Annotated in this window: 11 protein-coding genes; 2 read left to right on the top strand and 9 right to left on the bottom strand. The window is 63.7% G+C overall.

Annotation, left to right across the window (positions count from 1 at the left end; genetic code table 11):
* Positions 1-17: 17 nt before the first annotated feature.
* From ACH2AT_RS02385 to ACH2AT_RS02355, 7 genes are all read right to left on the bottom strand, one after another.
* A complete protein-coding gene (locus tag ACH2AT_RS02385; RefSeq protein ID WP_394963268.1) occupies positions 18-1,049 on the bottom strand; it encodes an ABC transporter permease in 1,032 nt (343 codons plus the stop codon).
* On the bottom strand, positions 1,046-2,311 hold the full coding sequence (locus ACH2AT_RS02380; RefSeq protein ID WP_394963266.1) for an ABC transporter permease: 1,266 nt from the start codon (positions 2,309-2,311) through the stop codon (positions 1,046-1,048). Before ACH2AT_RS02380 ends, ACH2AT_RS02385 begins: the two co-directional genes overlap by 4 nt.
* Positions 2,308-3,852, bottom strand: a complete 1,545-nt coding sequence (locus tag ACH2AT_RS02375; protein ID WP_394963264.1) for an ABC transporter ATP-binding protein — start codon at positions 3,850-3,852, stop codon at positions 2,308-2,310. Before ACH2AT_RS02375 ends, ACH2AT_RS02380 begins: the two co-directional genes overlap by 4 nt.
* A 163-nt stretch (positions 3,853-4,015) precedes the next feature.
* Positions 4,016-5,215 carry a BMP family protein gene (locus ACH2AT_RS02370; RefSeq protein WP_394963262.1) on the bottom strand — a complete coding sequence of 400 codons (1,200 nt, stop codon included), beginning with the start codon at positions 5,213-5,215 and terminating at the stop codon, positions 4,016-4,018.
* 202 nt (positions 5,216-5,417) lie between these two features.
* A complete protein-coding gene (locus tag ACH2AT_RS02365) occupies positions 5,418-5,828 on the bottom strand; it encodes a cytidine deaminase (RefSeq protein WP_394963260.1) in 411 nt (136 codons plus the stop codon).
* A gap of 17 nt (positions 5,829-5,845) precedes the next feature.
* The gene (gene deoD, locus ACH2AT_RS02360; protein ID WP_394963258.1) at positions 5,846-6,565 is read right to left on the bottom strand and encodes a purine-nucleoside phosphorylase; all 720 of its coding nucleotides are present in this window, start codon (positions 6,563-6,565) and stop codon (positions 5,846-5,848) included.
* A gap of 49 nt (positions 6,566-6,614) precedes the next feature.
* On the bottom strand, positions 6,615-8,603 hold the full coding sequence (locus tag ACH2AT_RS02355; protein WP_394963256.1) for a fructose-1,6-bisphosphatase: 1,989 nt from the start codon (positions 8,601-8,603) through the stop codon (positions 6,615-6,617).
* Positions 8,604-8,738: 135 nt separating this feature from the next.
* Between ACH2AT_RS02355 and ACH2AT_RS02350 the strand changes: the two genes are divergently transcribed.
* A complete protein-coding gene (locus ACH2AT_RS02350; RefSeq protein WP_394963254.1) occupies positions 8,739-9,632 on the top strand; it encodes a radical SAM protein in 894 nt (297 codons plus the stop codon).
* Positions 9,632-11,491 (top strand): hypothetical protein, encoded by a 1,860-nt coding sequence (locus ACH2AT_RS02345; RefSeq protein ID WP_394963252.1) that lies wholly within the window; start codon positions 9,632-9,634, stop codon positions 11,489-11,491. The genes ACH2AT_RS02350 and ACH2AT_RS02345 overlap by 1 nt, the downstream gene beginning before the upstream one ends.
* Before the next feature lie 84 nt (positions 11,492-11,575).
* Here ACH2AT_RS02345 and ACH2AT_RS02340 read toward each other — a convergent pair whose 3' ends face one another.
* Positions 11,576-12,235 carry a GntR family transcriptional regulator gene (locus ACH2AT_RS02340; protein ID WP_394963250.1) on the bottom strand — a complete coding sequence of 220 codons (660 nt, stop codon included), beginning with the start codon at positions 12,233-12,235 and terminating at the stop codon, positions 11,576-11,578.
* A 210-nt stretch (positions 12,236-12,445) separates the two neighbouring features.
* Positions 12,446-14,056: an ABC transporter substrate-binding protein gene (locus ACH2AT_RS02335; protein WP_394963248.1), complete on the bottom strand. Its 1,611-nt coding sequence runs from the start codon at positions 14,054-14,056 to the stop codon at positions 12,446-12,448.
* Between the last annotated feature and the right edge of the window lie 37 nt (positions 14,057-14,093).

The raw sequence follows: 14,093 nt of genomic DNA, 5'->3' as shown, positions 1-14,093 counted from the left end.
CATCGAGCGCGAAGATTTCAGCGGGTGCTCTTGTCGTAGGGGATGCCCTCCGCCTTGGGGGCGCGGCTCTTCTTGCTGGTGAATGCCAGCACCAGCAGGGTGATGAGGTAGGGCAGCATGCGGTAGAAATGGGGGCTGACGCCCAGGTCCGCCAGAAGGAACACGCCGTCGCCGTTGATGTCGATGCTGGCGTAGGAGGCGGCGATGCACTTGAACAGGCCGAACAGCAGCGCCGAGCAGGCGATGTTCAGGGGCTTCCAGTTGCCGAAGATCATCACGGCCAGGGCCAGGAAGCCGAAGCCCGCCACGTCGCCGGTGGAGGCGCAGTTGGCGGTGGTCAGCGCGTAGACGAAGCCGCCCATGCCGGCCAGTGCGCCGGAGATGGTGGTGCCGGCGTAGCGCATGACGTAGACGTTGATGCCCAGAGAGTCCGCTGCCTGGGGATTCTCGCCGCAGCTGCGCAGGCGCAGGCCGAAGCGGGTCTTGTAGAGCAGGATGGACAGAATGATGAACAGCAGGATGCAGATGTAGGTGGCAAGATAGGTCTTGTCGATGAAGGTGCTGCCGAAAAAGCCCATCTCGTCGCCCCGGCCATAACCAAAGAAGCTCTTCTTGATCATGAACCAGCTGGCGGAGTCGCCCTCGGCCATCTGCAGGGTGTTCTGGTTGGCGATGATGCGGATGAAGAACAGCACCAGGGCGGGAGCCAGCAGGTTCAGCGCGGTGCCGCCGATGGTCTGGTCCGCCTTCAGGTTCACCGAGGCGAAGGAGAGCAGCAGCGAGAACACTGCGCCCATGATGGCCGCCACCAGCATGGCCAGCACCATGAAGCCCTGCAGGGCCACCCAGTCACCGGCGGCCTTTGCCTCGGCAAAGACGCCCGCTTTCTGGGTGAGGTTGACGAACAACACGCCGATGAATGCGCCGAAGATCATGATGCCTTCCAGCGCCAGGTTGATGATGCCGCTGCGCTCGGCGAAAACGCCCGCCAGCGCCACGATCATCAGAGGCACGGCATAGGTCAGGGTCTGTTGGATCAGAAAGGTCATTTCGCCTCGCCTCCTTTCGCGTCCTGGGCCCCGTCGGGGGCGTCAGCCGGTGTGTCCGGCGCGGGAGCCGGGGCGGCGGCCGCCGCGGGGGCCGCCTTGTGCTTTTTGCCGCGGCCGCTGAGCCACAGCTTGATGACCAGCGAGAAGGCACTGAGGTAGACGATCACGGCGATGATAACGTCGGTGATGTACTCGTTGTAGGCCGTCAGGTTGGTCAGCTGCAGGCCCACGATGTCCAGCATGGACATGAAGCAGCCGGTGAAGATGACACCGATGGGGTTGCTGGCCGCCAGGAGCGCCACGGGGATACCGTTGAAGCCGGTGGCGGGCAGGGTCTGGTAGGTGGACCAGAAGAACTCGGTGTTGCCGGCGAGATAATAGAGGGAGGCGGCCGCGCCGGACAGCGCGCCGGCGATGGCCATGCTCAGAACAATGTTGCGCTTGTCGCTGATGCCGGCGTAGCGGGCCGCATGGCGGTTGGCGCCGCAGGCCTTCAGCTCATAGCCCAGGGTGGTCTTGTTCATCAGGACATAGACCAGGATGGCGATGACGATGGCCACGATGATGCCGCCGTTCACCTGAGAACCCGGGAACAGCTTGTCCAGGCCGAGTTTTGCGGTCTGTACGCCGTTGTAGCTGGTCTTGTAGATGTAGCCGCTCTTGGTGTTCTCCACCAGGTTGCGGAAGTCGCTGCCGTCGAACATCCAGGTCACCAGGTTGGCGGCGATCCAGTTGGTCATGATGCAGGCCAGCACCTCGTTGATGTTGAGGAAAGCCTTGACGATGCCGGGGATGCAGCCCCACAAAGCGCCCGCCAGCATGCCGCCCAAAAAGGCGATGACCCACACCAGCGGGGCGGGCACCGTTTCAGTGGGGATGCCCAGCGCCAGCATCAGGGTGGCGGCGGTGCCCATCAGGTACTGGCCGGGGGCGCCGATATTGAACAGACCGGTCTTGAAAGCGACCGCCACCGACAGGCCGGTGAGGATGAGCGGGGTGGCACGGAACAGCATGTTGCCCACGCTGGTGGGGTTGAAGCCGAAGGTCAGCTGGCCAGCGGCGTTGCGGCCGGTGCTGAACAGGCCGCCGAACACCAGGCGGATGCCTTCCCACGCGCCGGAAAGGCCCAGATTCTTGTTGCCCAGGCCCACCACCAGGATGATGACGCCGCCCACGGCCATGCCGATGAGAATGGAGATCAGCGAGGCCAGCACCGACTTGGCGCCGTCCTTCTGCCACAGTTTGGAAAGTCCTCCGTTCATGCGCCCTCACCCTCCTTCTTTGCTCGTTTTGCGCCGGCCATGTAGAGGCCCAGCTCCTGCACCGTGGTGGCCTTGGGGTCAAGCTCGCCCACGATCTCGCCCTCGTACATCACCAGGATGCGGTCGGACAGGCTCATCACCTCGTCCAGCTCCAGGCTGACCAGCAGCACCGCCTTGCCAGCGTCCCGCTGGGCCACCAGCTGGCCGTGGATGTACTCGATGGCGCCCACGTCCAGGCCGCGGGTGGGCTGCACCGCCACCACCAGGGGCTTCTGGCGGTCCAGCTCGCGGGCGATGATGGCCTTCTGCTGGTTGCCGCCGGACATGCTGCGGGCGATGGTCACGGGGCCCTGGCCGCTGCGCACGTCGTATTGGGCGATCAGTTTTTCGGCGTAGGAACGCACCGCGCCGTCATTGATGAATCCGAAATTCTGGAAACGGGGCTCGAGGTAGGTCTGAAGCACCATGTTCTGCTCCAGGGTGAAGTCCAGCACCAGGCCGTGCTTGTGCCGGTCCTCGGGGATGTGACTCATCGCTTCGCCCCGGCGGCGGATGGAAGCATGGGTGATGTCCTTGCCGCAGAGGGTGATGTGGCCGCCATTGGATTTTTCCAGGCCGGTGAGGCCGTGGATGAACTCGGTCTGGCCGTTGCCGTCGATGCCCGCGATGCACACGATCTCGCCCGCGCGCACCTCAAAGCTCACGTCGTTCACCGCGTTGTGCTTGTGGCCGCCTTTGCCGGGCATGGAGAAGTGTTCCACCTTGAGCACCGTTTCGCCGGGTTTCGCCTCATCCTTCACCACTTCCAGCTGCACGGGACGGCCCACCATCATGTTGGAGAGGGACTGCTTGTCCGTCTCGGCGGTGTTCACGGTGCCGATGTACTTGCCCTTGCGCAGAACGGTGACCCGGTCGGCCACGGCCATGATCTCGTTGAGCTTGTGGGAGATGAACAGGATGCTCTTGCCTTCTTTGGCAAACTCCCGCATGGTGTTCATCAGCTCGTCGATCTCCTGGGGCGTGAGCACGGCGGTGGGCTCGTCGAAGATGAGGATCTCGTTGTCGCGGTAGAGCATCTTCAAAATCTCCACACGCTGCTGCATGCCAACGGTGATGTCCTCCACCTTGGCGTCCAGGTCGACTTTGAGGCCGTATTTTTCGCTCAGGGCCTGCACCTTCGCCCGGGCCTGCTTTTTCTGCAAAAAGCCCAGCCGGGTGGTCTCGGCGCCCAGGATGATGTTGTCCAGCACGGTGAACACGTCGATCAGCTTGAAGTGCTGGTGCACCATGCCGATGCCCAGGGCCGTGGCGTCGTTGGGGTTGTTGATCTTCACGACTTCGCCGTTCTTGCGAATTTCGCCCTGTTCCGGCTGGTACAGGCCGAACAGCACGCTCATCAGCGTGGATTTGCCTGCGCCGTTTTCGCCCAGTAGGGCGTGGATCTCACCCCGCCGCAGTTGAAGGGTGATGTCGTCGTTGGCGATGATACCGGGGAACTCTTTGGTGATGTGCAACATCTCGATGATGTTCTCGGTTTGCATGATTCTGGTCCCGCCTCCTCCGCATAAAATGTGCGTTTGTAACAATTTTTATTATACCGTAGACCCGGGCAAAACACAAGAAATTTCCCACCCGTTCAGCAGTACAAAAAGTGGGGGCGAAGGCACTTGCCTTCGCCCCCGCCGGTCACATCAAAAGAGACGATCAGATGATGTTCAGGTTCAGGTTGGAGTACTCCTGCTCCAGGTTGTTGTAATCGCTGTCGATGGTCAGCTCGCCGTTCAGGACCTTCTCGTACAGAGCGTTGTACTCGTCCGCGGTGAAGGTCTCAAAACGCCAGGAGCTCTCGGCGGTGGGCAGGCCCACAGCATGCTCGGCAACGCCCAGGCTGGTGGCAACGCCGCCGATCTCGGAGAAGGTGTCGTCGTAGACCTTGGCAACAGCCCACTGCACAGCGTCGGCCAGACCCTTCATGGCGCTGGTCACAACGGTGTCGGACTGGCTGGCCTGGTCCACGTCAACGCCGACCACATAGCCGTCGTTGGCGGAAGCGGCAGCAGAGATGGACTGGAACATGGAACCACCGCAGGCGAACACGATCTCGGTGCCGTTGGCGTACCAGCCTTCCATCATGGTCTGCAGCTCAGGAGAAGCGCCGAAGGAAGCGCCGTACTCCCAGGAGAAGTTCATGTCAACAGTCTTGCCCAGCTCGGCAGCGGCAGCGTTGGCGCCCTGCACAAAGCCGTAGCCGAAACGGCAGCAGGCGGGGTTGGTGCCGCCGCCGCCACCGGAGAAGCCCAGCTTCTCGAAGCCGTCCTTCACAACGGCGTAGCCGGCGAAGTAGCCAGCCTGCTCTTCCTGGAAGGCGATGGCGGCAACGTTGGTCAGGGTGTTGCCCTCTTCATCGGTCAGGGGGTAGCCGTCGATGAAGACGAAGGGAACTTCGGGGAACTCGGCAGCGGCGCGCTTCAGAGCAGTCTCCTGCATGAAGCCGGCGCAAACGACCACCTTCGCGCCGCCCTCAACAGCGGCCTTCATCGCGTCGTAACGGTCGTCGTCGGTGGCCTGATCGCCGTTGGCGGGCTGGTAGTACTTGTAGCTCAGGCCGTTGGCGGCGGCGTACAGCTTGACGCCGTCGTAGGTGCCCTGGTTGAAGGACTTGTCCTTCAGCTGGCCCACATCGGTGATGAAAGCGATCTCATAGGTGCCGTCAGCGCTGGTCATGTTGTCCTCGATGTCGTCGGCAGAGACGGTCTCGGGAGCAGCAGGCTCGCTGGCGGGGGTGGAGGCGGAGGTGGGCTCGCTGGCAGGGGTGGAAGCGGGGGTAGACGCAGGGGTACCGCCGCAGGCAGCCAGAGACAGAGCCATCGCCGCAGCCATGACAAGAGCGATAAACTTCTTCATGCTTGACTCTCCTTTTCTTTTTTCGGCCGGCGGCCCGGCAGGCCGGCCGGTCTTTGTGTGCCGGGCGTTCGTCAGCCCGGCCGCGCAATTTAAGTATACCGCCCTTGGCCCCGGTTTTCAATGATTTCGGGGCAAAAGAGACAGTTACAAAAAGTTACACAGGGCGAAAAGCGCCGCGCTTTTTCGCGCCGGCAGACGATTTTCACTCCAGGTTGGCGGGCCCGAACCCGATGGGCAGAAGCTCGCCCAGGGTCATTTCCAGATAGTCCTCCTCGCTTTTGGCCAGGATGACCTCCAGCCCGTCGCCGCCGAACTCATAGAGGAACTGGCGGCACACCCCGCAGGGGGAGGTGACCAGGGTGTTCACCTTGCCCTCGGCCGCGCCCACGATGGCGATGCGAGAAAATTCCCGCGCGCCCTCGCTCACCGCCTTGACCAGGGCGGTGCGCTCGGCGCAGCAGGTGGGGGTGTAGGTGGCGCTTTCGATGTTGCAGCCGGTGAACACCCGGCCGTCCTTCGCTTCCAGCGCCGCGCCCACCTTGAAGCGGGAATAGGGCGCGTAGGCCTTTACCCGGGCGGCAAAGGCGGCGCGGATGAGTTCCTGTTTGGTCATTGTGGGGGGCTCCTTCCTTATTCGGCGGCGCCCAGGGCGATCTTCATCATGTTGGTGAAGGTGGTCTGGCGCTGCTCGGGGGTGGTGATCTCCGGGCTGACGAAGCTGTCGGAGATGGTGAGGATGCAGGCCGCCTTTTTGCCCAGCACGGCGGCGTTGTGGAAGAGGGCGAAACTCTCCATCTCCACGGCCACGCAGCCCTTTTCGTCCCGCAGCAGTTCCCAGTAGGCGGGGTTTTTGCGGCTGTCGTGGCGGTAGAACACGTCGCTGGAGTGGATGACGCCCTCCACCAGGGGGATGCCCTGGGCGGCGGCGCTTTTGCGCAGGCGGTCGTTCAGCTCGGCGCTGGGCAGGGTGGTGTCGCCCTCAAAGCCGGACATAGTTCTGGCGTAGCTGCTCTCGGAATAGGCGGCGGTGGCCAGCACCACGTCGTAGAGTTTGGCCTTGTCGGTGTAGGAGCCGGCGGAGCCGATGCGGATGATGTTCTCCACGCCGTACTGGGCGTAGAGCTCGTGGGAGTAGATGCCGATGCTGGGCATGCCCATGCCGCTGCCCATCACGCTCACCTGTTTGCCCTGGTAGGCGCCGGTGTAGCCCAGCATGCCCCGCACGTCGTTGAAAAGCACGGGCCCTTCCAGGAAGGTCTCGGCGATGAATTTGGCCCGCAGCGGGTCGCCGGGCATCAGCACGGTCTTGGCGATCTGGCCCAGTTCGGCCTTGTTGTGGGGGGTAGACATATCGATCCTCTCCTTTTTATCAATAAAACCGCTATGGGAAAAGGGCCCGTCAGCCCTCGGGGCGCTCTTTCACGAGGCCGGTCTGGTAGGCGGCCACCAGGCGCTTTAGGTCCTCCACGTCGGCGGCCAGCTTGCGGCCGTTGTCGGTGTCGCCCACCAGCACCCGCGTTTTGGTGGTCTCGAACACATCCACGCTGGAGACGATGTCCAGGTTCTCTCGGATGGCCTTTTCCACCGTTTCAAAGGGCTGGTGCGCCCGCAGGGAAAGGCCCCGGCTGTTGTAGACCAGGGTGTAGCCGGCGATGCCGGTCCGCACGTGGTAGGCGCGGCAGAAGCCGCCGTCGATGCGGATCATCCGCCCGGAGCCCTTCACCGGGGTCTCCCCTTCCACCGCCCGCACCGGCACATGGCCGTTGACGATGTGGCTGCGGGCCTGGTCCAGGCCAAACTCCGCCAGGATGGCCCGGTCCATGCGGGTGTCGTTCACGAAGCGGTAATAAGGGTTGCTGGGCTCGGCATGGGTGGCTTTGTCCGCCACAAAAAGCCGCTCGAAGGTGGTCATCTTGGCCCGGCCGTAAAGGGGCGAAAGCCTGCCACACCACAGATACCACAAAAAGTCGCACCCGGTCTGCCAGGCCTCGCTGCCCTCGGGAGAGAAATAGGCCCGCCGGGCCCGCTCGTCGCAGTAGTCCATCAGGGCCCGCCCGGCATAGCCGTGCTGCTCGAAGGTCTCCACCTGGAAGCTGCCGGACTCGGTGAGGGGGATGGCCCCGTGGAACATCAGGTTTCCGTTCTCGATGTGGTACACGCCGCCCTTGGCATAAAGGAAGCGCACATGGCGCTGCAGGCGCTCGCTGTCGGTGAAGGAGCGCCGCAGCGAGGCCAGCACCTCCTCCTCCGCGGGGGTGAGGCGGGCGGGGTCTGCCGGGTCCACGGTGGGCAGGTCGTCGTCCTGCAAAGGGTAGCGTTTGCCCTCCACCTCCACGGTGCCCGCCGCAAAGTCGATGCGGCGCAGAAAGTCCCGCCCTTCCAGCTCAAAGTCGGGGTTGCGGTCGATGACGGCGCACTCCAGCTTGAACATGATGACGGCGATGGCCTTGTGCATGCGGGCCACGCGGGCCAGCTCGCCGCGGTGGTAAGGCCCGCGGCTCTCGTCCACCTTGGGGTAGAAATGGTGGATGTCGCAGTCCCGGTAGGTGTTTTCGGCAAAGAGGGCCAGGGGGCGGGTGTTGATGCCGTAGCCGTCCTCCACCGCCTCCAGGTTGTTGTAGGCCAGGGTGGTGCGCAGCACGGTGGCGATGCACACCGGGCTGCCCGCCGCCGCGCCCATCCAGACCACGTCGTGGTTGCCCCACTGGATGTCCACCGAGTGGTGGGCCATCAGCTGCTCCATGATGAGGTCCGGCCGGGGGCCCCGGTCATAGATGTCGCCCAGGATATGCAGTTTGAACACCGCCAGCGTCTTGATGAGTTCGCACAGCGCCTCGATGAAGTCGTCTGCCCGGTCCACCGCCAGGATGCTGTTCAGAATCTCGTTGTAGTAGAATTCCTTGTCGTGGTCCTCAAAATGGGCGTGGAGCAGTTCGTCCAGGATGTAGGCGTAGTTTTTGGGCAGCCGCTTGCGCACAAAACTGCGGGTGTGCTTGCTGGACACCACCCGGCAGACGTCGATGAGGCGGAAGAGGGTCCGCCGGTACCAGGCGGGCAGGTCGGTCTGGCGGGCCTTCAGCTCGTCCAGCTTGCGGCCGGGATAATAGATGAGGGTGGCGAATTCCGCCCGTTCCGCCTCGCCCGCCTCCTCCCCCAGCACCCGGTCCACCTTCTCCTTGATGACCCCGGAGGCGTTGTTCATGATGTGGGTGAAGGCTTCGGCCTCCCCGTGGAGGTCGCTCATGAAATGCTCGGTGCCTTTTGGCAGCTTGAGGATGGCCTGCAGGTTGATGATCTCGCTGCAGGCGCTGGCGATGGAGGGGTACTCCCGCGCCAGCAGGGTCAGGTATTTCAGATCTTTGCGCAGCTTATCCGCACCGGATCGCATGACATCCGTCCTTTCATTTGTCTTTTTGCAGTGAAAGATTGCACGATCAGCTTTCAGGGCCATTATACCACACCGGGGGTGAAATATGGTACAATGTTCACGGAAAATTTAAATCCACGGGAAAGGTCGTGTCTCATGCTCATCCCCACCCACTGCGAACTGTGTCCCCGCCGCTGCGGCGCGGACCGCACAAAACGCGCCGGGCGCTGCGGCGCCGGCGGGCAGCTGCGCGCCGCCCGGGCGGCCCTCCATTTCTGGGAGGAGCCCTGCATCAGCGGCAAAAAAGGCAGCGGCACGGTGTTCTTCACCGGCTGCCCGCTGGGCTGCTGCTACTGCCAGAACCATCCTATCAGCCGGCAGGGGCTGGGCAAGGGCATCGACGAAAAGCGCCTTGCGGACATCTTTCTGGAATTGCAGGCAAAGGGCGCGGCCAACCTGAACCTCGTCACCGCCACCCAGTGGCTGCCCTGGGTGACCGCCGCGCTGGATTCGGCCCGCGCCCGGGGCCTGGCCCTGCCGGTGGTGTGGAACACCGGCGGCTACGAAACAGTGGAGACGGTGGCCGCTTTGAAGGGCTATGTGGACGTGTGGCTCTGCGACGTTAAGTATATTTCATCAGAACTCTCCAAAAAGTATTCGGATGCGGCGGATTATTTCACCGTTTGCGAAAAGGCAGTGAAGGCCATGCTGAAACAGGCGGGGCCGCCGGCGTTCGGCGAAGAGGGCTATCTGCAAAGGGGGGTCATCCTGCGACATCTGGCGCTGCCGGGCGCTCTTGCGGACAGCCTCGCCGTGCTGGACTGGATGGCCGGCCTTCCAAAGGGCAGCTTCATCCCCAGCCTGATGAGCCAGTACACACCTTTTTATAAAGCGAAGGAGATGAAGCCGCTGGACCGGCGCATCTCCACCTGGGAGTACCGGCAGGTCATCGGCCGGGCGGTGGAGCTGGGCCTGACGGAAGGCTACATGCAGGAAAAGAGCAGCGCGAAGGAGGAGTACACGCCCCCCTTCGATTTGGAGGGCGTATGATGGGCAATGTGCTGAGCCTTTTGTATATGGGGGTGTTCCTGGCGGCGGGGGCGGGCCTTGCCCGCCGCCTTGTGCCCCATTCTGACCCGCAGGAGCGGGTGGTGCTGGCAAGCGCCTTTGCCACGGCGCTGCTGGCGGGGCTGCCCGCCCTGGCGGCGCTGGCGTTCGATTTCACCCTGCCCGCCGCCCTCGCCGCCCTGGCCGCTGCTGGGGCGGCGGCGGTGTGGGGCTGGCTGCCCGCGGCGGGCACGGCCAGGGGCAAAGGGGTGGAAAAGGGGTTCTGGCTGTGCGTGCTGCCCGCGGCGGCCCTCACCGGCTGGCTGCTGTTCACCCACACCCTACATTTGAAGGACGGGGCCTACTGGTGCGGCCAGAGCACCTATGGCGACCTGCCCATGCACCTGGCCCTCATCCAGTCGCTGGCCCAGCAGGGGGGCTTCCCGCCGGGCTTTTCGCTGCTGGCGGGGCAGACGGCGGCGGGCTACCATTATCTGTGCGAAAGCGTTTCCAGCGTGTTCCTGCTGCTGGGGGCGGGGCTTAAATTTGCCTGCCTGCTGCCCCAGTTCGCGGCGCTGCCGGCGGTGTTCGGCGGGGCCTGGCTGCTGGCGAAGCGGCTTTTGAAAAGCGCCGGGGCGGCCAGCCTTGCCTTCTGGCTGTTCTTCATGGGCAGCGGCTTCGGCTTTGTTTATTTTTTGGGCGGCGAAAAGGGCAACTTCACCCGCATCTTCACCGCCTTTTATGAGACGCCCACCAACTATGTGGAGGAGAACATCCGCTGGGTGAACCCCATCGTGGACCTGCTGGTGCCCCAGCGGGCCACCCTGTTCGGCTGGGCGCTGCTCTTCCCCGCCCTGGCGCTGCTGGCGGCCTTCGCGCTGGAAAACCGACGCCAGCTCTGGCCCGCCATCGCCCTGCTGGCCGCGCCCCTGCCCCTCACCCAGACCCACGCGGCGCTGGCGCTGGCGCTCATCTGCGTCGTGCTGTTTTTCCGCCAGCTGCTCGCCGGGCGCAGCCGGGCAGCCCTTTTCCCTTGGCTGGCGCTGGCGGCGGTGTGCGCGGCGGCGTGGCTGCCCCAGATGCTGGGCGAGATCCTGCCCGGCGTGCAGGAGGGCGAGCGTTTCCTGCGCCTTTCCTTCAACTGGGCCAACGAGGGCGACAACTACTTCTGGTTCTACATCAAGAACATCGGGGTGGTGTATCTTCTGCTCATCCCCGCCTTTTTTGCCGCAAAAAAACCTCTGCGCTGGTTTTATGGCGGCGGGCTGGCCATCCTGCTTTTGAGCGAGTTCGTGGTGTTCCAGCCCAACGACTACGACAACAACAAGCTCCTGTTCGTCTGGCATCTGCTGGGCTGCATCCTGGTGGCAGGGCTGCTTTTCCGCTTGGTGAAAAAACTGCCCAAGCGAGCCGCCGGGGCGGCGCTGGCAGGCGCGCTGGTGTTTTTGGCCACCTTCGGCAGCGTGCTGACGGTGGGCCGGGAGCTGGTGAGCGAATACCAGCAGTTTTCCGCCGACGCCATCGCCGCGGGCGAATGGGCGAAGGAGGAGACCGGCCCCCACGCCCTGTTTTTGACCGGCACCCAGCACATCAACGCGGTGGCCAGTCTCGCCGGGCGCACCGTCCTCTGCGGCAGCCCCAGCTATCTCTACTACCACGGCCTTGACTACGCCGGCCAGCAGGCGGCGGCGAAGGCGATGTACGAAACGCCCGGCGCCGCCCTGCTGGAAGAGTGGGGCGTGGACTATGTGGTGTTCAGCGGCTATGAGCGCAGCGAATTCGCCGCCGACGAGGGCTGGTATCAGCGCAACTGCGCCGAGGTGTTCCGGCAGGGAGAATACGTCGTTTACCGGGTGGGATGACCTTTTCGCAAAAAAACAGCGCTTTCCGGGCTGATGCCAGCCTTTGGAAGGCGCTGTTTTGTTTTTCCTGCGCGGCGGCGCGCTTTATTCCGCGATGCCGCGGGCGTTTTCGCGGCGGCGGCCCATGTTTTCCAGCGCGCCCCACTTGTGGTAGCGGATGATCTCTTCCGCCCTGTCCTTGTCGCCGGCCTCCAGCGCGTCCAGCAGCTGAAAATGCTGCTGCATGGAGATCTTGTACCAGTCGTCGGGGATCGCGTTGGCGTAGTGGCCGGTAGGCCACTTGTTCCACAGTTCGTCGATGTAGCTCACCAGCACATCGTTCCCGGTGGCGCGGTAGAGGGTGATGTGGAATTTGTGGTTCAGCGCGGAGCACTGTTTCAGATTGCCCGCCTCGAAGGCGGCCACCATCTCCCGCGCAAGCGCGCGCAGCTTCTCGCACTGGGCGGGGGTAATGGTGTCGGCCGCGAGGCGGACCGCGCCGCCTTCCAGAATGGCTTTGACCGCAAACAGCTGCCGCAGGAAGGACTTGCTCACCCGGGAGACCACCGCGCCCCGGTTGGGCAGCAGTTCCACCAGCTTTTCGCTTTCCAGCCGGCGCAGCGCCTCCCGCACGGGGATCTCGCTGCATCCGTTTTCCCGGGCCACCCGGCTGATGACGATGCGGTCGCCGGGCAGGTAATTGCCTTTTTTTATGCCGTTGACGATCGACTTGTACACAAGGTCGACTTTTGACGCGTATTTCATACGAATATCCCGTTCTGCAAAGGCTCGTGGCGGGGGGCGCCTCTCCGGCTTTTGCGAATTGACGTTTTCTTTGGTTTCATTATACCACGCGCAGGCGCCGCCCGCAACCGTCCGGCGCCTGCGCGCGGGCGCAGAAAAGGCCTTCAGCACAGCCGGTCGCCCGACGGCTGAAGGCCCTTTTGCGTCAGTTGTTCCGTTTCGGGCCCGGGATCACTCGGCGCAGCGCAGGTCGGTGAAGAAGATGGCGTTGTTCACGTTCACGTTGAAGCCTTCCACCTTGTTGCTCATGGCCCACACGTTCAGGCGATCGTTGGTCCACACCGCGGCGGGGTCGTCGATGTAGAGGATCTGCTGGGCCTGCTTGTAGAGCTCCAGACGGGCTTCCTCGTCCATCTCCACGGCGGCAGCGTTCAGCAGCTCGTCCACGGTCTCGTTGGAGTACCAGCCGTAGTTGTTGTTGTTGTTGCCGTCGGGGCTGGTCTCCCAGATGCGGCGCAGGCCCTCGTCGCAGTCAGCGGTGCCGGCGCCGTAGCCCATGAAGAACATGCCCCAGGGGAAGTCCTCGCCGGGGTAGCTGCGGTTGCCCATGGCGCCGTTGAAGGTGGCGTTGTCCACCGTCTCGATGGTGGCGGTGATGCCCACCTCGGCCAGGTCGGCGACGATCATCTCGCAGGTCTCCAGGCTCTTGTTGTAGGTGGGGAGCACCATGATGGAGAACTCAAATCCGTCGGGATAGCCGGCATCTGCCATCAGCTGTTTGGCCTTCTCCTGGTCCTGCTCGATGACGCCGAAATCATAGTAGCCCCAGACGTTGGAGTTCACGGGGGCGGTAGCGGCCACCTCGCCGATGTCGGAGTACAGGGCGTCGATGATGGCCTGGCGGTCGATGGCGTAGCTCACGGCCTGGCGCAGGCGGGTGTCCTTCAGGTACTCGTTGGCGCAGTTGAACTGCAGGCCGTGGGCGCCGATGCCCTGGAACATGCGGATCTGCAGGTCCTCGTTCTCCATCAGGGCGGGCACCTCGCTGGTGGCCACGGTGGTGATGTCCACCTCGCCGGTCTCCAGGGCCACCTGACGGGCATTGGCGTCGGTGACGATCAGGATGTCGATGGTCTTGGTGGGCACGGCGCCGGCGTAGTAGTCGTCAAAGCGCTCCAGCACCATTTCCTGGTCGCGGTCCCAGGAGGCCAGCTTATAGGGGCCGGTGCCGTCCACCGACTCGGCGGTGAGTCCCAGCTCGGTGCCGTACTGCTCGATGTAGTCGGCATTCAGGATCAGGTTGGAGCGGTGGGTCAGGTTGGCCAGGAAGGGCGCAATGGGGGTGGGGGTGACCAGCTGGACGGTGTAGTCATCCACCACGTTGCACTCGGAGATGTAGCCGGCCACCAGGCTGCTGTAACGGACGGGGTTCTCCTCGTCCAGCAGGCGGTCGTAGCTGGCCTTGACGTCGGCGGCGGTCAGCTCCTTGCCGCTGTGGAACTTCACGCCCTGGCGCAGGTGGAAGGTCCAGGTGCAGCCGTCATCCGAGACCTCCCAGCTTTCAGCCAGGTCGCCCACCAGCTCGTTGTCCGGGGTGCGGCGGACCAGCTGGGAGTACACGGCGCGCAGGTACACGTCGTTGCTGTTGTTCATCTGGCCGTCCATGTAGTTCTGGTCGTTGGCGGCGGCGATGGTGATGGTATCCTTGTAGGTCACGCCCGCAGCGTCGCCGGAGGTCCCGCCGGAGGCGGGGGTGGAGCTGCCCGAGGAGCCGCAGCCGGCCAGCAGGGAAACGCTCATGGCCGCAGCGAGCGCAAGGGCAAGAAGCTTTGACTTTCTCATGATTTCTTCTCTCCTTTTTCAGTTTATATCCATGCCC

This window comes from Candidatus Allofournierella excrementigallinarum, from assembly GCF_944388085.1.
Taxonomy (GTDB): Bacteria; Bacillota; Clostridia; order Oscillospirales; family Ruminococcaceae; genus Allofournierella_A; species Allofournierella_A excrementigallinarum.
The sequence above is the reverse complement of the archived record's forward strand: the minus strand, read 5'-3'. Positions and strand labels throughout refer to the sequence as shown.

Bases quoted from the DNA above. Each gene is read 5' to 3' on its own strand.
- ACH2AT_RS02355 (WP_394963256.1), bottom strand. From the start codon at position 8,603: ATGCGATCCGGTGCGGATAAGCTGCGCAAAGATCTGAAATACCTGACC.
- ACH2AT_RS02350 (WP_394963254.1), top strand. From the start codon at position 8,739: ATGCTCATCCCCACCCACTGCGAACTGTGTCCCCGCCGCTGCGGCGCG.
- ACH2AT_RS02365 (WP_394963260.1), bottom strand. From the start codon at position 5,828: ATGACCAAACAGGAACTCATCCGCGCCGCCTTTGCCGCCCGGGTAAAG.
- ACH2AT_RS02370 (WP_394963262.1), bottom strand. From the start codon at position 5,215: ATGAAGAAGTTTATCGCTCTTGTCATGGCTGCGGCGATGGCTCTGTCT.
- ACH2AT_RS02345 (WP_394963252.1), top strand. From the start codon at position 9,632: ATGGGCAATGTGCTGAGCCTTTTGTATATGGGGGTGTTCCTGGCGGCG.
- ACH2AT_RS02340 (WP_394963250.1), bottom strand. From the start codon at position 12,235: ATGAAATACGCGTCAAAAGTCGACCTTGTGTACAAGTCGATCGTCAAC.
- deoD (WP_394963258.1), bottom strand. From the start codon at position 6,565: ATGTCTACCCCCCACAACAAGGCCGAACTGGGCCAGATCGCCAAGACC.
- ACH2AT_RS02375 (WP_394963264.1), bottom strand. From the start codon at position 3,852: ATGCAAACCGAGAACATCATCGAGATGTTGCACATCACCAAAGAGTTC.
- ACH2AT_RS02335 (WP_394963248.1), bottom strand. From the start codon at position 14,056: ATGAGAAAGTCAAAGCTTCTTGCCCTTGCGCTCGCTGCGGCCATGAGC.
- ACH2AT_RS02380 (WP_394963266.1), bottom strand. From the start codon at position 2,311: ATGAACGGAGGACTTTCCAAACTGTGGCAGAAGGACGGCGCCAAGTCG.
- ACH2AT_RS02385 (WP_394963268.1), bottom strand. From the start codon at position 1,049: ATGACCTTTCTGATCCAACAGACCCTGACCTATGCCGTGCCTCTGATG.